The 23,183-nt window shown below is 46.2% G+C and carries 18 protein-coding genes and 1 riboswitch; of the genes, 11 read left to right on the forward strand and 7 right to left on the reverse strand.

Annotation, left to right across the window (positions count from 1 at the left end; genetic code table 11):
- Positions 1–259: 259 nt before the first annotated feature.
- The 6 genes from QMA41_RS16215 (at position 260) to QMA41_RS16240 (ending at position 6,473) form a co-directional block, all read left to right on the forward strand.
- Positions 260–1,126, forward strand: coding sequence for a DUF72 domain-containing protein (locus QMA41_RS16215; RefSeq protein ID WP_065741452.1), 867 nt, complete (start codon positions 260–262; stop codon positions 1,124–1,126).
- 93 nt (positions 1,127–1,219) lie between these two features.
- Complete coding sequence (cmoA, locus tag QMA41_RS16220; protein ID WP_021454970.1) at positions 1,220–1,957, forward strand: carboxy-S-adenosyl-L-methionine synthase CmoA; 738 nt, start codon at positions 1,220–1,222, stop codon at positions 1,955–1,957.
- A 65-nt stretch (positions 1,958–2,022) separates the two neighbouring features.
- The gene (gene cmoB, locus QMA41_RS16225) at positions 2,023–3,003 is read left to right on the forward strand and encodes a tRNA 5-methoxyuridine(34)/uridine 5-oxyacetic acid(34) synthase CmoB (protein ID WP_021454969.1); all 981 of its coding nucleotides are present in this window, start codon (positions 2,023–2,025) and stop codon (positions 3,001–3,003) included.
- A gap of 216 nt (positions 3,004–3,219) precedes the next feature.
- On the forward strand, positions 3,220–3,966 hold the full coding sequence (locus QMA41_RS16230) for an ATP-dependent zinc protease (RefSeq protein ID WP_019275894.1): 747 nt from the start codon (positions 3,220–3,222) through the stop codon (positions 3,964–3,966).
- Between the two features lie 8 nt (positions 3,967–3,974).
- The gene (locus tag QMA41_RS16235; protein WP_043008715.1) at positions 3,975–5,480 is read left to right on the forward strand and encodes an inactive transglutaminase family protein; all 1,506 of its coding nucleotides are present in this window, start codon (positions 3,975–3,977) and stop codon (positions 5,478–5,480) included.
- A gap of 3 nt (positions 5,481–5,483) precedes the next feature.
- Complete coding sequence (locus QMA41_RS16240) at positions 5,484–6,473, forward strand: alpha-L-glutamate ligase-like protein (RefSeq protein WP_006962898.1); 990 nt, start codon at positions 5,484–5,486, stop codon at positions 6,471–6,473.
- A 61-nt stretch (positions 6,474–6,534) separates the two neighbouring features.
- On the opposite strand, the gene QMA41_RS16245 is transcribed toward QMA41_RS16240, so the two are convergent.
- Complete coding sequence (locus QMA41_RS16245; RefSeq protein WP_281630167.1) at positions 6,535–8,169, reverse strand: GMC family oxidoreductase N-terminal domain-containing protein; 1,635 nt, start codon at positions 8,167–8,169, stop codon at positions 6,535–6,537.
- 98 nt (positions 8,170–8,267) lie between these two features.
- Complete coding sequence (locus QMA41_RS16250; protein WP_281630168.1) at positions 8,268–9,746, reverse strand: coniferyl aldehyde dehydrogenase; 1,479 nt, start codon at positions 9,744–9,746, stop codon at positions 8,268–8,270.
- 179 nt (positions 9,747–9,925) lie between these two features.
- Between QMA41_RS16250 and QMA41_RS16255 the strand changes: the two genes are divergently transcribed.
- On the forward strand, positions 9,926–10,975 hold the full coding sequence (locus QMA41_RS16255; protein ID WP_281630169.1) for an AraC family transcriptional regulator: 1,050 nt from the start codon (positions 9,926–9,928) through the stop codon (positions 10,973–10,975).
- A 29-nt stretch (positions 10,976–11,004) separates the two neighbouring features.
- Here QMA41_RS16255 and mukB read toward each other — a convergent pair whose 3' ends face one another.
- The 4 genes from mukB to cmoM are packed head-to-tail and all read right to left on the reverse strand — an operon-like array spanning position 11,005 to position 18,302.
- Positions 11,005–15,465, reverse strand: coding sequence for a chromosome partition protein MukB (mukB, locus tag QMA41_RS16260; RefSeq protein WP_281630170.1), 4,461 nt, complete (start codon positions 15,463–15,465; stop codon positions 11,005–11,007).
- Positions 15,462–16,190 carry a chromosome partition protein MukE gene (gene mukE, locus QMA41_RS16265; RefSeq protein WP_006962903.1) on the reverse strand — a complete coding sequence of 243 codons (729 nt, stop codon included), beginning with the start codon at positions 16,188–16,190 and terminating at the stop codon, positions 15,462–15,464. The genes mukB and mukE overlap by 4 nt, the downstream gene beginning before the upstream one ends.
- Positions 16,171–17,508, reverse strand: coding sequence for a chromosome partition protein MukF (mukF, locus tag QMA41_RS16270; protein WP_006962904.1), 1,338 nt, complete (start codon positions 17,506–17,508; stop codon positions 16,171–16,173). The genes mukE and mukF overlap by 20 nt, the downstream gene beginning before the upstream one ends.
- A 2-nt stretch (positions 17,509–17,510) precedes the next feature.
- Positions 17,511–18,302, reverse strand: coding sequence for a tRNA uridine 5-oxyacetic acid(34) methyltransferase CmoM (gene cmoM, locus QMA41_RS16275; RefSeq protein WP_038156044.1), 792 nt, complete (start codon positions 18,300–18,302; stop codon positions 17,511–17,513).
- Between the two features lie 114 nt (positions 18,303–18,416).
- Between cmoM and elyC the strand changes: the two genes are divergently transcribed.
- Complete coding sequence (elyC, locus tag QMA41_RS16280; protein ID WP_019277755.1) at positions 18,417–19,220, forward strand: envelope biogenesis factor ElyC; 804 nt, start codon at positions 18,417–18,419, stop codon at positions 19,218–19,220.
- 52 nt (positions 19,221–19,272) lie between these two features.
- Here the strand turns inward: elyC and torR are convergent, their stop codons facing one another.
- Entirely contained in the window at positions 19,273–19,986 is a 714-nt protein-coding gene (gene torR / locus QMA41_RS16285) for a two-component system response regulator TorR (RefSeq protein ID WP_019277756.1), read from the reverse strand.
- A gap of 237 nt (positions 19,987–20,223) precedes the next feature.
- Here torR and torD point away from each other — a divergent pair, with 237 nt between their 5' ends.
- The 3 genes from torD (at position 20,224) to QMA41_RS16300 (ending at position 23,107) form a co-directional block, all read left to right on the forward strand.
- Complete coding sequence (gene torD, locus QMA41_RS16290; protein ID WP_019277757.1) at positions 20,224–20,871, forward strand: molecular chaperone TorD; 648 nt, start codon at positions 20,224–20,226, stop codon at positions 20,869–20,871.
- A 216-nt stretch (positions 20,872–21,087) separates the two neighbouring features.
- Complete coding sequence (gene purR, locus QMA41_RS16295; RefSeq protein WP_281630171.1) at positions 21,088–22,095, forward strand: HTH-type transcriptional repressor PurR; 1,008 nt, start codon at positions 21,088–21,090, stop codon at positions 22,093–22,095.
- Between the two features lie 145 nt (positions 22,096–22,240).
- Positions 22,241–22,327: riboswitch (cyclic di-GMP riboswitch) on the forward strand.
- A gap of 186 nt (positions 22,328–22,513) precedes the next feature.
- The gene (locus QMA41_RS16300) at positions 22,514–23,107 is read left to right on the forward strand and encodes a TfoX/Sxy family DNA transformation protein (RefSeq protein ID WP_006962910.1); all 594 of its coding nucleotides are present in this window, start codon (positions 22,514–22,516) and stop codon (positions 23,105–23,107) included.
- Positions 23,108–23,183 lie beyond the last annotated feature (76 nt).

The raw sequence follows: 23,183 nt of genomic DNA on the forward strand, positions 1-23,183 counted from the left end.
CTTTAAATTTGTTAATTACTCGATATCAGCGTTTTCCTAGCTGATAGCGCAAAGATCCATTTATACGCTGAAAGTCATTCAAAATCGACTACTCAGAATACAATTTATTGCTATTTATCCGGTTTTGATGCTTTTTAGCGCAATAAAAGAGCAAAACCACATCAATCAGAAAAAATTGGCGCTGATTATAGCTTGAAAGTACCGTTCTCTTCAAAACTCTCGTAAAGTGGTTGAGCGTTAAAGGTAGAGATGGCTCAATATGGATGGATTACCCCTAAGACTTGGCTTGACCATGTGGTCTCACAACAACTGGCAACAAAGCTTCTACGGCAGTGGCACCAAGCCCGCCGAAAGGCTAGAAAAGTACGCTCAGGTTTTCCATACTGTCGAAGGGAATACGACATTCTACGCCACACCAAGTGTTTCAACCGTGCAGAACTGGCGAGCTGCGACGCATGATGATTTCAAATTCACTTTTAAGCTGCCAAAAGCGATTACTCACCAACAAATGCTACGAGGCAGTCAAGGGCCACTCAACGAGTTCATGCAAATTATGGCACCTTTGCATGACCGTATTGGTCAGTGGACCATTCAGTTGCCAGCGGCTTTTGGCCCAGAACATCTCAGCGACCTGCAAAGATTCTGCGATTTATTCCCACCAAACTTCCCTATTGGCGTTGAAGTTCGACACCCCGCTTTTTTCGCTAAAGGTGAAGAAGAGCGTCAATTGAACCAGTGGCTGCACGAGAAAGGCTACGACCGGATCATCATGGATAGCCGGCCTGTGTTTGCAGCAAAACCGGACAATGAAGCCATCATTGATGCACAACAAAAGAAACCTAAAGTCCCAGTGCACGCTATCGCCACAGCCTCACACCCAATGATTCGCTTTATCGGTCATCCAACGGAGTCTGAAAACTACGCTTTTTTCACCCCTTGGCTGAAAAAGCTACCACAGTGGATAGCCGAAGGTAAGCAACCTTATGTAATGATTCATACCGCCGACAATATTATTGCGCCAGAACTTGCGAGTAATTTGTACAAAATGCTGCAAAACAATACTCAATTGCCTGACTTATCAGCATTCCCGGCAAATGATGGCAATTCGCAGTTACAGATGTTCTGAGTAGAATTGTCTCAACACATGACACGGGCGCGATTTTCTCATAAAATACGCGCCTTTTTTGATGCCACTGCGAAACTTGTCAGAGAATCGATTATGAACCCTAAGAGCAATCCAGATACGATGTTTTCCGCTCCTATCGATAAAATAGGAGACTTCACGTTTGATGAACGTGTTGCAGAAGTCTTTCCTGATATGATTCAGCGATCTGTTCCTGGGTACAGTAATATCATCTCTGCCATTGGCATGTTGGCCGAAAGGTTCGTTAAACCGCATTCAAACATTTACGATCTTGGCTGCTCACTCGGTGCCGCGACGTTATCCATGCGTCGTCATATTCAGCAGGAAGGTTGCCAAATCATTGCAGTCGATAACTCGTCCGCTATGGTTGAGCGTTGTAAACTGCACGTCAATGCTTATCGCAGCGATACGCCTGTGGATGTGGTAGAAGCAGACATTCGCAATATTGAAATCCAAAACGCTTCTGTCGTGGTACTCAATTTCACGCTGCAGTTTCTTTCACCTCAGGATAGGTATACTTTGCTGGAGAAAATCTATGCGGGTCTGCGTCCGGGTGGCATTTTGATCTTGTCAGAAAAGTATGTGTTCGAAGACCAAGTGTCTAATGAACTGCTCATCGACCTTCATCATGACTTTAAACGCGCCAACGGGTACAGCGAATTAGAAATCAGTCAAAAGCGCAGTGCGATTGAAAACGTCATGCGCCCTGACTCTAAGAGAGAACACAAAGAACGCTTTGCCGAAATCGGTTTTAGTAGCTTCGATGTCTGGTTCCAGTGTTTCAACTTTGGTTCAATGTTCGCGATAAAGTAGCGAAAAATGAGTCGTTCGCTCAGTATGTTGGGCTAAATTGTTTAATTTATTATCAGTGAAAAACTATGTTTAACTTTGCCAATTTTTATCAGTTAATTGCCACGGATACCCGACTCCAGTCATGGCTTAATGTTTTACCTCAGCAGCTAACCGATTGGCAAAACGCAGAGCATGGTGATTTTGGGCGCTGGCTAAAAGCGCTCAACAAAATCCCTGAAGGTTCACCTGATCAGGTTGATCTGAAGCACTCTGTCACTATCGCGAACGATACTCCATTCCATACTGGTGAGCTGAAAAAGCTAGAAAACCTGCTTCGTACGTTCCACCCTTGGCGTAAAGGCCCATATCATCTGCACGGTATTCACATTGATACAGAGTGGCGCAGCGATTGGAAATGGGATCGCGTGCTACCACACATCTCACCACTTAAGAACCGTAGTGTCCTTGATGTTGGCTGTGGCAACGGTTACCACATGTGGCGAATGCTGGGTGAAGGTGCGCGCTTGTGTGTCGGTATAGACCCATCACATTTGTTCCTGATTCAGTTTGAAGCAGTACGCAAGCTAATGGGCGATAACCAACGGGCGCATTTGCTGCCACTGGGTATCGAGCAGCTACCGAAACTTGAAGCATTTGATACTGTGTTCAGCATGGGCGTGCTATACCACCGCCGCTCTCCACTCGACCACTTGATTCAACTTAAAGATCAGCTTGTAGCGGGTGGTGAGTTGATTTTGGAAACGTTAGTCATTGAAGGTGATGAAACTTCCGTGCTTGTACCAGTTGACCGCTATGCTCAAATGCGTAATGTCTACTTCTTCCCTTCTTCAAAAGCCCTCAAAGTGTGGCTAGAGCAAGTCGGATTTGAAGATGTTCGCATCGTTGACGAAAACGTCACTTCTGTCGATGAGCAGCGCACAACTGACTGGATGACACACAATTCCCTGCCAGACTATCTTGATGCCAACGACCCAAGCAAAACAGTGGAAGGTCATCCGGCACCTCGTCGAGCAGTACTTGTCGCCAAAAAACCTAATTATGATTAATTATTGACAGACTCCTAACTTTTTAGGTACTTCAAATACTTAATCTAAACACTAAAAGACTCTAAAATTTAGGATGCTGACTGCGTCCTATTTTTTTGCAGTGCATCACTAATCAATACTCAATACAATCTATCAGGGCAATGTGCCTTGTGAGACCAACGAGTAATGATCTAAACTCCTAATTTATAAACAACTTAATCTAATTCAGGATTTTCAATGTTTACCAAATTGACTCCGGTCATTGCGATTGCCTTACTTTCAGGCTGCACGCTCACCAACAGTGAGCAATACCATCAGGAAACCCTTGCAGCGATTCAATCTTCAGAAACAAATCTCACACAAAAATTTACTCGTTTAGAGAGTCAGGTAAGCGATCAAGCCGAACACATTGAAAATCTACAATCTAAGGTCGACATGCTGGATAAAGAGCTGATGAAGTTCAAATACGAAGCCATGGCCGAAGTAAAGAAAAAGCGCGAACCAGTACTGGTGCCTACTCAAGTCCAAGTTCAAGCTGCACCGACTCAAGACGTTGTGTTAGGTGAGATTGAAAAAGTGACCATAGATTCTATCAAGCAGGCATTTGACACTCGCATCGATACCGGTGCAGCCACGTCTTCACTCAATGCCGTAGACATCGAAGAATTCGAGCGTAATGGCAAGAATTGGGTTCGTTTTCACTTATCAGATGGTGAAACCGCGTTAGATGACACGAATTGGATTGAAGCCCCTATCATCCGCTTTGTGAAAATACGACAAGCAACAAGCGATAAAATGGAACGCCGCGCGGTCGTAGAATTGTGGGTAAGATTGGGCAAGATTCACGAAAAAACACAGTTCACTTTGGCAGATCGTTCTCAGATGACCCATCCTGTGTTATTGGGTCGTGAATTTATCCGAGATATTGCAGTGGTGGATGTCAGTAAACAATACATCCAAACGAAAAACGAACAAATACAATAAGGTAGCTTATGACGTCTAAAGTCCCTTTTTATATATCGGTCGTCCTGCTTATTATTGCAGGCATCGCTTTAAGTATGTTCAGGCATCAGACTTATGGCGTTCCTTGGACACCGGGAGAAACCCGTCAAGTTTGGGATATTGAAGCCCGTGTCGAGTTTAATGCTCAGGCTAAACCTGTTAAGGCGTCACTAGCCGCACCACATACTCAAAACGGGTTCACGCTGATCAGTGAATCTTCTTCATCACCAGGCTACGGCGTTTCATACGTTAATACTGAAACTGGGAGAAGAGCTGAGTGGTCAATTCGCCACGCAGTGGGCGCACAAACTATCTACTACAAAGCGCAATTCCTTGTGGATCCTCAGGCGAAAGTCGAACCACTCAAGCCAGATCAAGATATCACCCCACCAACCTTTGACGGTCCGACAGAAGCCGCGGCGATCTCTTTAATTGAACGCGCCAACAAACGCTCTGCTGATGACATCACGTTCACTCGTGAACTGATCAAAATCCTTAATGATTCAGATAGCCAAAACGCTGCTCTATTGCTGAACAAAATGTCCAAAGTGGAAGCGGTCGATAAAATCCTTGCTCACGCTCAAATACCAAGCAAAGTGGTTGGTGTCATCGAGCTAGAAGATGGCCGTCGACGCCAGACTATTCAGCAGATGAACCAGGTATGGGATGGTAAAGAGTGGATTCTGTTTAATCCTCAGAACGCTAATCAAGTCATTGCTGAGAACATCCTTGTCTGGGATGAGTCCAACGTATCACTGCTCGATATCATCGGCGGCCAAAACAGCCAAGTTCACTTCTCGATGATCGCTCAGGAAGTCTCACCAAAACAGGCAACTCTGGACAAAGTTGAAGCAGACGGTCTACTTAACTTCTCTATCCATAGTTTGCCACTTGAAGAGCAGGCGATGTTTAAAACCATCATGCTGATTCCGATTGGTGCACTGATTGTGGTGTTCCTACGTGTCATCATTGGCCTGAAAACCTCCGGTACCTTCATGCCAGTCCTGATTGCGGTTGCCTTCGTTCAGACTCAGCTTGTCACTGGTATTGTCGGCTTTTTGCTGATTGTAGGTACTGGGCTGGTGATACGAAGTTATCTCTCAAGACTAAACTTGCTGTTAGTCGCTCGGATTTCTGCCGTGATTATCACGGTCATCATGATCATCTCGGTCTTCACGGTAGTCGCATTTAAGATTGGTTTGACAGAGGGTCTGTCTATTACCTTCTTCCCGATGATCATCCTTTCTTGGACCATCGAACGTATGTCGATTCTATGGGAAGAAGAAGGCGCTAAAGAAGTTATGCTGCAAGGTGGCGGTTCATTGGCAACTGCCGTACTGGTTTACCTAGCAATGACCAGCACTTACATTCAGCACCTGACTTTCAACTTTATTGGTCTTCAGCTGATTGTTCTAGCAGGCATTCTGCTACTTGGTACTTACACGGGTTACCGCCTAACAGAGCTACGTCGCTTTAAACCACTAGCGGAGGACTAAACGATGCTGACACGTTTAACTTCGCAGTTTACATCGCCAGATAAGCTTCGCCATAAAGGCATTATGGGCATGAATCAACGTAACCACAGCTACATTGGTCGTTACAATGATCGCTCAAAGTATCCGCTGGTAGATGACAAGCTTAAAACAAAAATTATTGCTCAGCAGCATGGTGCCACGACACCTGAGTTAATTGGCGTGATCAGTAGCCAAGTGGAAGTCAAAACCATTCATAAGATGGTCAAAGACTGGCCTGGTTTCGTTATTAAGCCTGCTCAAGGAAGTGGTGGTAAGGGCATCTTGGTAATCACCTCTCACAAGGACGGCATCTACACAAAACCGTCGGGCGCTACGATCAACCAAGAAGACGTTGAACGCCATATAAGTAACGCACTGGCGGGGCTTTTTTCGCTAGGTGGTAAAAACGATGTTGCTGTGGTTGAAAACCTGATTAAGTTTGATGACTGCTTCGACGGGTTCAGCTACGAAGGTGTACCCGATGTGCGTATTATTGTTTTCAAGGGCTACCCTGTTATGGCGATGATGCGTTGTTCCACTGCCGCCTCTGATGGTAAAGCGAATTTACACCAAGGTGCGGTAGGTGTCGGTATTGATATCGCGACAGGTCGTGCAGTGAGAGCCGTACAATTCGATCAACCCGTTACGCATCACCCCGATACAGGTAAAGAACTGGCTACGCTGCAAGTACCTCATTGGGAACGCTTGTTAACATTGGCTTCGAGTGCATGGGAAATGACAGGCTTGGGCTACATGGGCACTGACATGGTTCTGGATAAAGAAGAAGGGCCTATGGTGCTTGAGCTAAACGCACGTCCGGGCTTGGCTATCCAAATCGCCAATGGCGCGGGGCTACTGCCTAGACTGCATCATATAGAGAACCTTGGCTCACCAAGAGTTTATCCAAGCGCAGAAGAACGCGTCGCTTATGCGGCCAAGCAGTTTGGTATATTCGCCAATGAAGTGACAAGCTAAAAGCTTTCAATAACTCAAAAACCCGCGACATGCGGGTTTTTTAATCGCTGAAGTAAAACGATCAAGCCAAATTCACACTAGCATGCTCCTTGCACAAACCGTATTTTAACTTGATCTTATCTGCCACTTTTTCGGCAATCATTATTGTTGGTGCATTGGTATTGCCGCCTACCAAAGTGGGCATAATTGAGGCATCAACAACTCTTAAGCCCTCAATCCCATAGACGGAAAGATTACTGTCTACCACAGCCAATGCATCTTGCTCTGTTCCCATTTTGCAAGTTCCGACCGGATGATATTGAGTGTCAGCACGATTTCGAATGTCCTGCTCAATCGCACTATCATCACTCACATCAATGGGGTAAAAACTGTCTCCTCGCACATCATCAAACGCCTCATTTTCTAGCATCCGATGCTGCTTTTTCCACGCCTTAATCATCACCGACATATCATCGGGGTGGCTGAAGAAAGCAGGGTCAATGCTTGGTGAATCATACGGGTCTGCACTTCTGAGTTTGACTGTTCCTTTGCTCTTGGGCCTGAGCAAGGTAACGTGGCTACTAAAGCCATGACTCAGATGGATTTTCCGCGCGTGGTCATCAACGACAGCGACAACGAAAACAAACTCAAGATCAGGGACTTGTACATCATTATCTGAGCAAAAGAACCCAATTCCCTCTGCGTAGTTACTGGTTAACTTTCCTTTCCGATGACGTCGCCATTGGGGGATCGCCTTACCTATATCCGCGGCCATTTGTAGTGAAATACCAAAAGTTGAACGCTTAGCATTACATTTATAGGAATGGATCAGATCAATATGATCTTGCAAATTCTCACCCACGCCTGCGAGTTCATGGACCTGATAAATACCGTGCTTATCCAACTCTTCTTTCGGTCCAACACCAGATAGCAGCAAAATTTGTGGCGAGCCAAATGCCCCAGCCGAAAGAATGACTTCTTTTCGACACGTAATCTGAAAGCACTTTCCTCCTAAGCCATACTCCACACCAATAGCTTGCTTATCACGAAACAGGACTTTATGAGTTGTAGCTTTAGTCACGACGGTAAGATTAGGACGAGATAAATTGGGAGTTAGGTACGCTTTAGCCGCACTACAACGTTCACCATTGAGCTGAGTCACTTGAGTTGCCATAGCGCCGAGTTGTTCAACGCCATTGATGTCCTTGTTTCGCGGTATACCAATAGATTCACATGCCTGCAGGTACTTCTCAAGCATCTCACTTGGGCAACGTAGATCAGTGACATTCAGCGGTCCACCTTGGCCGTGAAATTCATCTTGGTGGACTTCGTTATGCTCAGCCTTTTTGAAGTAAGGCAAACACTCGTCATAACTCCAGCCGACATTGCCTAAACTTGACCACAAATCATAGTCATAACGGTGCCCGCGTGCGTACATCATGGCGTTGATCGAACTTGAACCACCCAGTGTTTTACCACGTGGCTGATAGCCTTTGCGCCCGTTGAGGCCTTTCTGTGGAACCGTCTCAAAACCCCAGTTATTGTGTTTAGTCGGCATCATTGCGACCATTCCGACAGGAGTATGAATAAAGGGGCTGGTATCTTTACCACCAGCTTCTAATAGGCATACACTGATACTGGGATCTTCAGATAAGCGAGCCGCTAACACGCACCCGGCAGAGCCTCCGCCTACAATAATAAAATCATAACTGTCCATCAGTTAACTCCTCAGCACAAATTCAGCGGCATATAGAAGTGGGGAAACGTCCCTACTCGCACAAGTACGCACTTAGATATGCAGACTGATCTGCGAACCTATTTGGCTTGTTCTTTGAGTGCAGGATCGGGTTTTCCAACAAACCATCGAACCGCCAGTTTCTGAATCGGATTTCCATAGGGCGGCGTAAACAAAGCGATTGGAAACCACCGACGCATCTGCAACACACTGCGCGCGTGGCTAAGTTCACAAAAGCCTTCTTCCCCGTGATAATTGCCGATTCCAGAATTGCCAACCCCGCCAAATGGCACTGAATGATTCAGCACATGCCATCCCCAGTCATTGATCGTCACACCACCACTGTGTGTTCGAGCCAGTAACGTTTCACGCTGTTGCTGATCATGACTAAATAGATAACACGCGAGAGGTCTTGGGCGCTGAGTAATGTAATGGATAACTTGGTCTAGACTCTGATAACCGAGGACCGGAAGCAGTGGACCAAAAATCTCTTCCTGGCAGATACGCATCTCAGGCGTTAGTTGGGTGGCGATGAACAAAGGCGTCTTGCGTCCCTCTCCACCCTCTGAACATTGAGTGATGACCGCTCCTTTGCGACGAGCATCCTCTAACAATTCTTGGAATCGTTGCGCCTGAGCATCATCGATTAGAGAGGTATAGTCATGGTTATCTCTAATCGATTTGTACATTGCTTTGTGCGCATGGGACACGGCAGTGACAAACCGCTCCACTTTGTCTTCGGGGACAAACGCATAATCTGGCGCGATACATATCTGCCCAGAGTTAAATCCTTTGCCATGAGCGACCCGTTGAGCAGCAAACTCAATATCAAAGTCATCAAAAACAATAACCGGAGACTTTCCCCCTAGCTCCAACGTCACCGGAGTAAGATTTTTAGCCGCATTAGCCATAATAACTTTGCCGCTCTTCGGTGAGCCGGTAAAAACAAGATGGTTAAATGGAAGACTCGAAATATCCATCGCTTGTGGATGGCTACCCTCTACGACGCGGACTAAGTCGGTTGAATAAATCTCGCTCAATAGCTTGGTCAGTACTCTCGTCACGGCTGGGCAGTTCGGTGGCATTTTTATCATGCAGCGATTGCCCGCGGCTAAAGCAGTAACGAGCGGACCAACAGAAAGGTAAATAGGGAAGTTCCATGGGCAGATAATACCAACCACTCCTTTGGGCTGATATCTCACCTCAAGCCTATTGCCTTTGAATAGCCACTCCGTTGGACGACGACTTGGCTTCATCCAGCGTCCAATGTGGCTCAAGACATGATTGATATCCAGTATCGGGGCTAGGACATCCGCCATAATCGACTCGGTATGACTGCGCCCACCAAAGTCTTCACTCATCGCATCCGCGAGAACATCTTGATATCGAGATAACTGTTGCTTAAGTGCTCTTAAGCGTTGCTTCCTGACGCTCAAACTTGGCAGCGGTTCATTTTGGTATGCCAATTGAAGCTCATTGAACCAAGTTGTCAGCTCACTTACTGAAGCGTCAGACGCCAGTGTATCGCTGTCGGCTAGGTGTGTTGCCATCGTATTCATCTGAGTGACCTCGCATGTTCCAATACCTTATTACAACATTTCGCTAACATGACGCACAGGTGTTAGAGAGACAGAAAACGGTGAAATTCGGACACAAATAACAGACCTAATGACATCCTTAGGCTATAAAGAAACCTCAAGCTGGCAATGTGCAAAGGAAAAGGAAGTAAGGAAGGGAAATGGAGTATAGTGCGGTTTATGAACCCGATATGCAGGCTTTTGGTATCCTAGATGTACAGCTGCTAACTAGGTATCTGGAACATCAGATTCCAATCGAAGATCTGCTGAAAGGCAGTGGTATATCACTTGCGGAGCTCTACTCTCCAGACACACATATCACCCTCGCTCAGAAGCTAATCATTTTTAGTAATGCGACAAGCCTATCAAACGAGCCTGCTCTGGGCTTAAAAATAGGTCAACAAGCACGTTTCAGTGACTTTGGTGTTCTTGGTTATGCAGCTTTTAGCAGCAGCACGCTACTCGATGCCTTGCTACTGGGCTTCAAATATCTGCGTCTTGCCGGCCCTGTACTAAGAAAGAAAATGTGGATTGAACAAAATCGCGGTTATTTTCGCGCAGAGCAACTTATCGAACTCGATTCGCTGCTTCCTTTTTGCTGCGAGTACTGGTTTGCTACCATTCAGAATCTGTGTGAAGAAGTAATGCAACAACCCTTTCCTTCCCATGTACTTAAGTTTCCTTACCCGAAGCCAGAGTATGGAGACTTATATAACGAGCTGTTTCGCTGCCAAATTGAATTTGATAGCCAAGAGCTGGAATGGGAATTTGACGCTAGCCAATTACACACCCCTCTGCCGTCAGCGAACGCAATGACGCTACAGATGTGCTTAAAGTCCTGTGACGAGATGTTGGCTAAAGTTAGCAGCACGCCAAATTTGAAAGAAAAAATTACTCAGATATTCATTGAGCGGCCTGGTCGCTACCCCTCGATTGAAGCGCTCTCTTCAGAACTAGGAATGTCATCTCGTACATTACGTCGCCACCTCAAGGCCGAACAAACAGGCTACCAACAAATATTGGATCACGTCCGCTTTAACCTCGCGAAACATTACCTTGTTTCAACAGGCTTAAATATCGAAGAAATTTCTGAGCGGGTAGGCTTCTCAGACAGTGCAAATTTCCGCCACGCGTTTCGCAAATGGAATGGCTGCTCACCGAAAGCGTTTCGTAACCAAGCCGCTGACGCTAAACAAAAAAATACCCGCTAACTCAGCGGGTATTTTCTATCAGCTTGTCTTTATAGCTCTTCAATCAGTTCTTGAGCTTCTGACTTGTCTTGCTCAGCTTGTCCAAAGCCTCTTAGACCAACCACATGAACATGCTCATGGTCTTTAAATACTTTACGCACTAGCTTGTAAGTGGTGCCCTTCTCTGGGCTGATGTTTTCTGGTGCCGCAATCAACAATTGCATATCCAGACGGTCACACAGTTCAAACAGAGTCGAAATTGACTTAGCATCCAAACGCGCCGCCTCATCAAGGAACAAGAGTCGACAAGGAACAATGTCTTTACTGCGTAGACGACGAGATTCTTCTTCCCAGCTCTGAACAACCATCAGAAGAATCGACTGACCAGTACCGATCGCTTCACCCGTAGACAACGCACCAGATTCCGCTTGTAGCCAACCATCTGAACCACGGCAGACTTCAACACTCAGCTCTAGGTAGTTGCGATAGTCCAGCAGCTCTTCACCCAGAACTTGAGGGCTGCGTTGTCCCATATCAATATGTGGGTTAACGCGCTGGAACAATTTCGCCATCGCTTCTGAGAAGGTATAACGAGAAGTTTCAAACAAGTCTCTGTGCTGCTCTTGCTGCGAAGCTAGACCATGAAGCAAAATTTCGTGGCTTTCCCGAATCTTCACATTCAAGCGAACACCTTTTACCTGGCCAAAGGCAATGTTCGACAAGCCTTGGTTTAGCATACGGATGCGGTTTTGCTCACGCTGAATCGTTTTCTTAATGATGCTAGCGACAGATTCAGAACTGATCGCGAGGCGATTTTCACGTTGCGTCAGTTCTTCGGTCAATCGCGCCAGCTCCACTTCCATCTCTTCAATGGCCTCAACCGGGTCATCGGTATGGATGATATCCTGACGAATGCGTTCACGCAGATGCAGGTACACTGCGATATAGAACAGTACCTTACGCTCAGGGCGTGCATTGTCTTCCGACAGACGCAACGCATCACGTAAGTCATCGTTATCTGCCACCGCCAGACGTAACGCACCCAACGACTTATCCGACATCGAACGTAATTCATCCGCTGACATATAGGCCAGCTCACGCTTATGCAGACGACGTTCGACATCGTTTTCACGTGCTAAGCGCAGTACGGAACACCAACCTGCTTTCGCTGCAACCACAAAGGTGCGCAGCTCAATATACTCTTTCTGAACCTTCTTAAGACGCTTTGCCAGACCTTTCATTTCCAGCTCAGTCGACGTGATGGTACGCTCGTATTCACTCTTACGACTGCGTGACGTATGCAGACGCTCCTGCAACTCATCTCGACGACGCATAGCGCGCTCTTGTGCGCCTTCGTCAGCAGTGACACCAAACTCTTGAAGCTCTTGCTTAAATTCTTGAACCGTTTCCTGCTTAGCCTGATGAGAACTCTTCAATGAAGCCAAGACTTGGTTGTACTGGTTCATCTGACCTTGAGATTGCTTCAGTTCGTCACGCGAACGCGTACGCTGCCTCTCTGCTTCAACAAGCTTAGCTTTAAGCTGTTCACTCAGTTCACTGCTCTTGTTTAGCAAGTCCACAGAGTCAGAATAAGCAAAGTAATGACGACGCTCCACCAAGTCAGACAACGCAAAGATCTGCTTCTTAAGTTCCTGTAACTGAACATCCGCTGCCTTATATTCGGCTTCTAACGCATCGAATTGCTCAGGGTCGGCTTCAAGCGCTGAAGCAATTTTTTCCAGTTCAGAAACTGTTTTCGCGTGGCTGATCAAAAATGCTTTTGCTTCAGACAGTTGAGCGATTTTTTCTTCAAGCTCTTCGAAACGCAGTGTCAGTGAATCATCTTCAATCAACGCCATCATTGGTGCTAATTTATCAAGCGATGACAACGCCTGCTTACTCGCTAACAGCTGAGAACGTTGCTGCTGCTCTTTGGCATCCAAATCTGCCAGTACTCGTGACACTTGGTTACGCTTCTCACGAGCCACTGTCAGCGATTGCTCCGGATCCGCTTCAAAAGCAACCTGAATGTGCTTGGCAACGAAGTTATTGAATGCCTGATATAGACGCTGAAGTTTTTGCGAATCGAACGCAGCTTTCGCATGCTGTTCAACCACTTCTTCTCGTTCATTACGTAGCAGCTCTAAACGTTGTTCTCGCGCAGCACGTCCAAACAGAGGAATTTCTGGGAAGCGTGAGTAACGCATCTGGCGATCGTTCATGCGAACACAAACCGCCCCTTCCAGTTCTTCAGCATCAAATGAGCTGTCATCAAAGGCATCGATATCGCCTTCAATTATGTAAAGGTCTTCAGGACAATCGTCCAGCTCAACCAGCTTTTCTTCAATACCCGTTAAGTCAGACACCACAATCGCATGACGAGATGGACCGTACATCGCACTGAAATAAGGCGCATCGCCAATGGTGATATCGTCATAGATCTCTGAAAGCAGCACACCACCTAATGTATCAGCCAAGCCTTTCAGACGAGGATCATTGGAGCCACCCGGTGATGCTAACCGTTCAATTTCATTCTCTAAATGAGCACGGCGCTCAGCGAGCTTTTCTTTCGCCAATGACTGTTGCTTTTCTTGCTCCAGCACCACTTGCATCTGGGACATAACAGCTTGGCTGTCATACAGATCAGCACCACTTTGCTCTTTGAGCGTTTCCAACGCATCGTGAGCTGCAATCCAAGTTGGCGCAATGGCTTCAAGCTTTTCGATTTCGCTAGCAGAATCCTGCTCTAAGCGACGCTGTTCGCTGCGCTGCTCACGTACCTCTTCCTGAGCCATCTCAAGCGATTCAACCTGCATTGCGTGACGTTCACGCTCCTGCTCAAAGGTTAACTCATCAACGAGCTCTGCATGATGTTGCTTCTGATACGCGTCGACTAACTCACGGGCCTGACGCTGTTGATTGAGATTACGTTCTAGATCTCTGTGCTGCGCTCGCCATTGTTGTTCATTTTGTGCAATTTGCTCAGCATCTCGCGCTTGACGAATCGACTCCTTTGCAACTTCAGCAGCATTTTTACGCTCCACTGAGTCGCCAGCAATCTTACGAACCAAGGTAAGCGCCGTCTCAAACTGCTCAACGGCAGCTGAAGACATATCCAGTTTGTGTTTCACCGACAGCAAAGCTGCCGTGCTTTCTGATTCCTGATTTTTCAGCTCAGAGACCAACGAGTGCGCGCGCTCAGCAGTCAGGTCTTCATCCCCCAGCAAGGTTTTCGCTTTCTCAAGCGCTTGCACTGCTTGCTGGTATTGAAGTGCGCGGGTTTGCTGAACGTCCAGCGCTTGCTGATAATCCGCCAACTGAGTCTTAAGGCTGTCGACCTCTTCTTCCGCAACCGTCGCTTGCTCTTCCATCATCAGAACACGCTCTTGCGCTTCTTCAACGACCATCATCTGTTCTTCAAGTCGTTCGCTCAGCTCTTCAAGATCTTCTTGGTAGCGTTCGATCTTTTCCTGCTGACGCAACGCATTCTGGACAAGCTGTAAGTGGTCGGAAGCCGCTTGATAATCTTGCTCTAGAGCAGATTCGGACTCCACCAGCAGTTCAAGCTCTTCTTGAACGCGATTAAGCAAGCTGTTTTGCTCAACCAGTGTTTCACGTGAGCCAAACAATTCAGAGCGCAGAGATAGAGTCTGCTCTAGCTTATTACGACGATCGTTTGCATGGCGCATGTAGTCAGCCGCCACGTAATTCGTCGATTCGGTGATCAGGTGTTTAAATAGGTCTCGATCGGCTTGAGTCGTTTTAATCGCTTCCAGCGTCATGCGGTTTTCACGCAGCGCCGATTCCATGTCTTGGAAAGCTTTCTTTACTCCGCCATTCTGAGGCAGTAGGTAATCACGTAATGAGCGGGTAATCGCACTCGAAATACCACCGTACAGCGACGCTTCAATCAAGCGATAGAACTTAGAACGGTCACTGGAGTTACGCAATTTCTTAGGAATCACGCCAAATTCAAACATTTGTGCGTGGTATTCGACAATCGAATTGAAAGTCTTAAGCTGGACACCTTCGTATTGAGCTACTGACTCTTTGATTTCGTTGATCTGACGAACACGCGCCTGAGTCGCAGAAACACTTTCAATCAGGATATCCGTCGGCTTCACAGTGCTTGGCAGCCCTTGAATCACGAACGGTTTGATATCCACTTTCTTATCGCGACCCGCGACCTGCTGCAGCTTAACCGCAAACAGTAAGCGCTGATTACGTGAGTTCACAACATCCAGTGCCGCATAACAGGCACCTGGTTGCAATTTACCGTAGAGGCCTTTGTCACGTGAAGACTGGCTACTGCCCGCCTCGGTCGTATTTCGGAAATGCAGCAGCGTCTGGTCAGGTATCAAGGCTGTAATAAATGCCGCCATTGTGGTTGATTTACCTGCACCATTACCCCCGGATAACGTGGTAACTAAGCCATCAATGTCAAAGGTTCGTGCAAAGAAGCCGTTCCAGTTGACCATGGTCAGCGATTGATATTTACCTCTTTCAATCATGCTTCACCTTCTTCTAATTTTTCTGATTGAGATGACTCATCACCTTGTTCTGATTCTGCCAGTAAGCTGCCTTGGCTTGGCTCTTTGGTATGCACAACTGCTTCACCATCACGGATCAAGCGTAACTGCGCTTCACGCATGTCGTCGCCCACACGGACATCAGCACCAAAGCGGAATACCGACTCACTGATACTGAATTTTCCGGTTTCACCGATGTTGATGATCATGCCCAGACGGCGTAAACGACGCAGAGAAGTGCGGACTTTTTCAAACAGTTTTTCTTTATCTAAATCTGAACCAGTCGCACGGTTGGTGACCAGCTTCATCAGCTTTTTCTCATCAGATAAAGCCAACAGCTCTTCATACAGTTCCTGATTGGTAAATATTCCCTCGTGAGCTAGACGCTCTGGGCTTAGGTATAGGAAACACAAGACCTTGCCCACCAGCATGTCGAGCTCAGACAGCACACTGCGGTTAATCAGGGACGTAGAGCGAGGGCGAAGGTAAAAGAAACCTTCTGGTGCTTTGACCAACTCAGTGTTGTAGCGTTGGTAAAATGAAGAAAGCTCAACTTCAAAGTCAGACAGCAACGCGTGATTGTCGAGATCTTCGGTAGAAATATGACGTCCGGCACGAAGCATGCTGTCTAGCGCCGGGAAAAGTGGATTTGAAATCGCTTTTGCCAGATTTTCTGACATGTAATCATTAGTATCGGTCGATGACATTTGCTTGTACCTTTGCTCCGTATTCGTTAATTGCCTGCCAGTCTGGCTGAATCGCTTGATAATCCGATTCGGAGTAACCCAGACGTACTGCTTGATCAATGACGATACGAGCTAAATCGAAATGATGAGTGCGCGGATGCTGTGCTAGGTAGTCGCGTAATACGGCTCCCAGATGGATAGCTGTACCCTGCTCCTTATGTACTTTGAGCATGTCACCTATGCGCTCAGAAAGCTCATCATTCACTTGTTGGAATTCTTCATACTCCACTTCCAGAGGCACTTGTCCGGTGACTTCGTCATCTCGAAGAACCAGTGCTTCATCGCGGAGATCGACTAACCTTTCTGCATCGGCATAAGTCAGATACCAAGGTGTGTCGAAGTAATCTTTGACTGACTGACGCAAACGCGTGCTGAAGGCACGGTTCTTGTCCATGTCAATTGCGGTGCGGATAAATTTATGGACGTGTCTGTCGTAACCAATCCATAAATCAATAGCTTGTTGGCCCCAGCTTGTGATGCGATCTAGTTTCATCTGTAAGCCAAACAAGGCCTCCTCAATAAATTCCAGTTCATCTTGTCCATAAACAATTTCTTGGATATCAAGGATTTGAGTTTGTAGCTCATCGCTGGCTGCTTGCAATGTATCTTGCAGCTCACGCAAGGTGCTAGACGTTTCAGATAACAACTCTTCACAGTTGTTGATCGCTTCACGCCAATCTTTGTTCAGTAGCTCAGCAATCTGCACTTTGACGGATTGTTGCTGCTCATCCATAACACGTTGGTTGAGATCAATTTGATCGAATATCTCGCCCACAGAATATTTGAGCACGCCATAAACGTTCTTTTTCCAGTGACCCGGCGTCCCGCCTTGCTGAGCAGATTCAATCGCTTTCGCCATTTCATCCGCCACCATCGACAACTGAATAGAGAGGCGTAGCTTAGAAAACTCACGATGGCGAACATAATAGTCCGTAATCCCAATCGCGAGCGGCGACAAGCGATAAATACTTGCGCCATCGTTCACTTCACTGGTAAAGCGGCTAATCAGCCTCTGCTTTACCATCTCATTAATTGCGTTGTTAGCCCGAAAAGCAGACGCTTCTCCGGTATCCTCAAATAACCGAGTGACGATAGTAAATGCATCGTGCAATTCACCTTCACCCAATTCTTCATCAAACCTCTCATTGCTAAGCACTGCAATAGCGATGAGAAATGCGAGACGTTCAGTCGGCAGGTTTAATGAGAAATCGTGCTGCTTAACCCAGCCAACCAATTCATCAATAGGTTGCTCAGCAGCGTTGAGAGTCATCTCACTCATTATTATTCCTGTTCTTCTTTCTTTTTGGCCCATACATGTATATATCGGCCTAGCGAGAGGTAGGGCTCTTGTCGACACAGCTGTCGCTCAAGTGCCACCACATCTTCTGTCTTATAGTCGCCCATGTATTCTCTGTTTCCGATGTAATCACTAAAACAGCGAATACCAGCTTTGCCACAGATTTCAAAGCCAGCGTCTTCGATCCACTTGTAGACCTCTTCTGGTTTAAGCCCTTTCTGCGGCTGTAACTTAAATCGTTTTCGATGCGGCATGCCCTCTAATACATGAGGAATATTGCCACATACGACATTCTTGTAGACCAGACCATGATGGTTGTAGAACATGATGGAAGCTGCGCCCCCCGGTTTCACCTGCTCAAGCACCGTTTCTAAAGCGGGTTTCGGGTCTGCCAACCACTCCATCACAGCATGGAACATGACCACATCAACGGGCTGCTCCAGATGTTCTGCAATGTTCTGAACTGGCGAATGAATCAAGCGATACTGCTCAAGCAAGCCATTTTTTTCAATATCCTGCTTGGCTAGTTGCAGCATTTCCAAAGATAGATCACATAAAGCGACGCGATGTCCGAGTTTAGCCAGCTTTTGCGACATTTGTGCTAAACCACCGCCAGCATCCAGCACATCGAGGCTTTTCCTGCTACCATTAACCGCACAAAGTAGTTGTTCAAGTTCTTCCCAAACAATGACTTGGCGTATCTCTCCTTTATCGGAGCCGTAGATGTTTTTTGCAAATTTGTGGGCAATATCGTCGAAATTGCGGTCTTCAGTCACGGCGGCTTAGGTTATCATGTCGAATCGTGCTGCTATTCTGTCATAAGAAAGGCAGATATAAAGAGGGATTCTCTTAAATTAAAATCAATTGGTGTTTTTTCGGACTATTTAAGTATGTTTGAGCTGAAAAAAGTGGTGTCATCCCTTTTAATGCCTTTGCCAGCAATGCTGATCATCGGTTTTTTAGGTCTGATGCTGATTATGTTTACAAGGAAGCAAAAAACAGGCTGTTTTGTTGTTCTATTCTCTTTCATTGGCATTTTTCTCATTGCATTCCAGCCAGTTTCATCTCGTCTCCTGATGCCACTTGAGCGTCAGTATTCTGCATTTTTCCCTGTCGATGAGACGATCGACTACGTTATGGTCTTGGGCAGTGGTCATGTGGTGGATGATAAAATTCCGCCCACTTCTGAGCTTAGTCGCACCGGCCTGATGCGATTGGCAGAAGGTATTCGCATTATGCGCATCTATCCGGGGTCTAAATTGATCCTGTCTGGGTACGCCGGAGGGTCTGAAGTCAGTAACGCACGTATGATGGCGAAAGTGGCTCTAGCACTGGGGGTTTCAAAATCCGATATTATTTTGCTCGAAACCGCAAAAGATACGTGGGAAGAGGCAAGGCAAGCGGCGGCATTTGTTAAACGCAAAAAACTGGTTGTGGTGACATCAGCCAGCCATATGAAACGCGCGCTGAATGAATTCCATTCTGCGGGCCTTAAACCTTACCCTGCTCCGACTAACTATTTGGCGCACGATAAGGTGACACAGGCTTGGGCAAAATACGCACCGAAGGCAGTCTATCTAGAGCAAACAGAGCGCTATTGGCACGAAACATTAGGCCGTATCTGGCAATCTCTGCGTGACTGGGCATCCGATTACGAAGAGAAAGCAATACAAGCTTCCGATAGTAATGTTTAATTAAAAAAATACCGAGGGCATGCCTCGGTATTTTTTTGCTTATCTGTTTAGGTCAATCACCGGCAAACATGTACCCTTCACCATGGACGGTAACAAATATTTGTGGGTTCTTGGGGTCAAATTCCATCTTAGCGCGCATGCGTCGAATTAACACATCGATGGTGCGATCATTAGGTGCATCGACTCTGTGACTGATCATATTCAGGATACGTTCACGGCTCAGTACTTGATTCGGGTATGAGGAAAGGGCTACTAACAGCTCGTATTCGGCTTTGGTCAGTTTCACGGGTTCGCCATTTTTACTTAGAGCGCGACGCTGAACATCGAAAGTCCATTCCGCAAAACGTACCACATTGCCCTCATTTTTATTCTGCTCATTGACGTCGATGGCATTGCGAGCAGCGGCAATTCGCCACAATAGGTTTTTAACACGAACAAGCAGTTCACGAAGTTCGAACGGTTTGGTTACATAATCGTCTGCGCCCATTTCTAGACCTACGATTTTATCAATGCTATCCGTGCGTCCTGTTACCAGGATAATTCCAATATCCGACTGACTGCGAAGTTCGCGAGTGAGCATCAACCCATCTTCACCAGGAAGATTGATATCCAGCATCACTAAGTCAATCGCATGATTTTGTAGCGTGTCGCGCATTTGCTCGCCGCTTTCGGCTTCGCTGACCTGATAACCTTCATTTTGAAAGTATCCAACCAACTTGCTGCGAGTCACTGCGTCATCTTCAACTACTAATACGTGATAGCTCATTTACACCACTTAATTACACTTGGAATTGTCTTCACTTGTATTCTATTCATAATCAGTAACAATTCTAGTCTTTGTCCGCTTACTATCCAGAAACCTGAGTGTTTATTGATTCAAAACAAACCTAGTCTCTGGCGTTCATAACTTTCCATTTTTGCACTCAACCTGAAACAACCACCATTACCGCTATTCATTTTTATTCGTTAAACTAATAGGTAGAATTTTCAGGAGTCTGAACTAATGCAAGAAATCAAAGCATTCAACGAAAAACGTGCCGAAATATACTGGTGGCTGTCGAGCCTTTATGCCAAAGAGCTTACAGAAGAAAACCTTCAGCAGTATCACTCAGCAGAGATCCGATCTTTCTTGACCGGACTTGGTGAAAACTCCCACCTTAAGCCAGCAATAGAGCGCGTAATTGACGCATTAAATCGACTGATGGATCGCGATGATGCACAACTGGAACTCGCCGCTGATTTCTGCGATTTGTTTCTAAAGTCAGATAAGGATTCCGCACTGCCTTACGCGTCAATGTACATTGGCAAGTCTGGCCTGCTCAATGATCAGCCTGCTACTGATATGGAAAAGCTGATGGCAGAGCATGGCATCGAGGTCGAAAAGGGTCTTAATGAACCAGCTGACCATATCGCTATTGAGCTCGATTTCCTTGGCAATCTGATCATCCGTTCTAATGAGTTAGAGCAAGACCGACATATGGAAGAAGCGTTTTCAGAGCAAGAGCAGTTTATCCAGCAACAGCTCCTCAGTTGGATTCCACAATTTAGTAAAAAGTGTCAGGCGTTAGATGAGTTTGGATTTTATTCTGCAGTTTCATTGCTGTTGATCGCCTTTCTTGAGTTGGATTGTGCCTATCTGAAAGGCGAGTAACCATATAGTAATTGTGTGATACATAACTTATCACTGTTACGTTTTTTATTTGCTCTTCTGTTGTTTGCGGTCTAAAATCGTGACCGCAAACGATAAAAACGAATGAACTAGAGACAAACCGCTGAATACAGCGGTTTTTGTGTTTCTGATACTTTCTGCCAAATTATTCTACAATCTGAATATGCTTCCTGGCAGTCATCGACAGGACAGAACCTTATGGCCACTATAAAAGACGTGGCACGCTTAGCTGGCGTGTCTACTACAACCGTTTCTCACGTAATTAACAAAACTCGCTTTGTTGCTGAAGCGACTCAGGAAAAGGTAATGGAAGCCGTTACCGAACTGAATTACGCCCCCAGTGCTGTTGCCCGTAGCTTAAAGTGCAACAGTACACGCACCATTGGTATGCTTGTTACTCAATCTACCAATCTGTTCTTTTCTGAAGTCATCGATGGTGTTGAGAGCTACTGTTATCGTCAAGGCTACACTTTGATCTTGTGTAACACTGGTGGTATTTACGAAAAGCAACGCGACTACATTCGCATGCTGGCAGAAAAGCGTGTCGATGGCATTTTGGTTATGTGTTCTGACCTGACTGAAGAACTGAGCGAAATGCTGGACCGCCATAAAGACATCCCTAAAGTCGTTATGGACTGGGGCCCTGAGAGTTCTCAAGCCGATAAGATCATTGATAACTCAGAAGAAGGTGGCTACCTCGCGACGAAATACCTTATCGATAACGGTCACAAAGACATTGCTTGCTTGAGCGGACACTTTGAAAAGGCTGCTTGTCAGGAACGCATCCTAGGGTTCCGTCGTGCAATGGGTGAAGAGAACCTAACCGTGAAAGAAGATTGGATTCTTGAAGGTAACTTCGAATGTGATACTGCGGTATTAGCGGCAGACAAAATTGTCGCCATGGACGACAAGCCAACTGCAGTATTCTGCTTCAACGATACTATGGCACTTGGCTTAATGAGTCGTCTACAGCAGAAAGGTATTCGCGTACCTGAAGATATTTCTGTGATTGGTTACGATAACATTGAGCTTGCTGAGTACTTCTCACCACCGCTAACAACGGTTCACCAACCTAAACGTCGTGTTGGTAAAAACGCGTTTGAAATCCTTCTAGAGCGTATCAAGGACAAAGAACACGAAAAGCGTGTATTCGAAATGCACCCTGAAATTGTCGTGCGTGATACGGTGTACAACTTAAACAAATAGCATGCTCAATAGTCCGACTAATAACTCAATCTATTAGTCGGACATATCATTTTGACGCAATTTCCTTGAACCAAGATCACATTTGATCAATAGGGATGTGATACTTACCTCAAATTTTATTTATCCTTAAAATGTTCGACTAATGCCACGAACAGGGCAAACCACTTCGAAAGAGTGGGACGCAAAGCTTCCGGCCTGACTCAGGAGACTGAAAGGTAGCGGGGTTGCCGATGGGCAAAAATGCAAACGATCCGTATCGTTTAAAACAGTACACTGTAATTGTTATCTAGAGCTAAGTAACTAACGTGTGAGTTTTATTTCGGTATGACACCTTACTGACACTTTATCTGCATTATTTTGCTATTCTCTCGGACCTGAATTTGGTGGCGTATAATAATATACACCGAGATAACACAGCATGGATAAACCAATACTTAAAGACTCGATGCGGCTTTTTGATCAGCTTGGTCGTATAAAATCGCGTTCGATGTTCGGCGGATTCGGAATCTTCGCAGACGACACAATGTTCGCATTGGTGGTCAACGATAAACTTCACATCCGCGCGGATGACAAACTGGCTAGTCAATTCAAATCTGAAGGCTTAGAACCCTACGTTTATAAAAAACGAGGTTTTCCGGTCGTTACCAAATATTTCGCTTTAACTGACGATGTGGCTTCCTGCCCAACTCGTGCTCTCGCCCTCGCACAAAGTGCATTGGCGATAGCTAAGAAAGAGAAAACGTCGCAGGCTAAAACACGACCAAATCGCCTCAAAGACCTACCGAACCTCCGTCTGGCAACAGAACGAATGCTAAAGAAAGCAGGTATCGATAGCGTTGAAAACCTTGAAGAGGCAGGTTCAGTAGAAGCGTTTAGGGCCATTCAGGCAACGCACTCTGCTGAGGTCTCTCTTGAATTGCTATGGGCGCTTGAAGGGGCGATTAACGGAAAACACTGGTCAGTGATTCCACCAGAGCGACGACAAGAGCTGGTCAACAAACTCAATAACTGATCGACAAAATTGATGAAAAGCCAACCAATCGGGTTGGCTTTTTTATTGTTTGTGAAATTTAATCTTTGCCAAACGG

Source organism: Vibrio sp. St2, from assembly GCF_947311885.1.
GTDB lineage: Bacteria > Pseudomonadota > Gammaproteobacteria > Enterobacterales > Vibrionaceae > Vibrio > Vibrio coralliilyticus.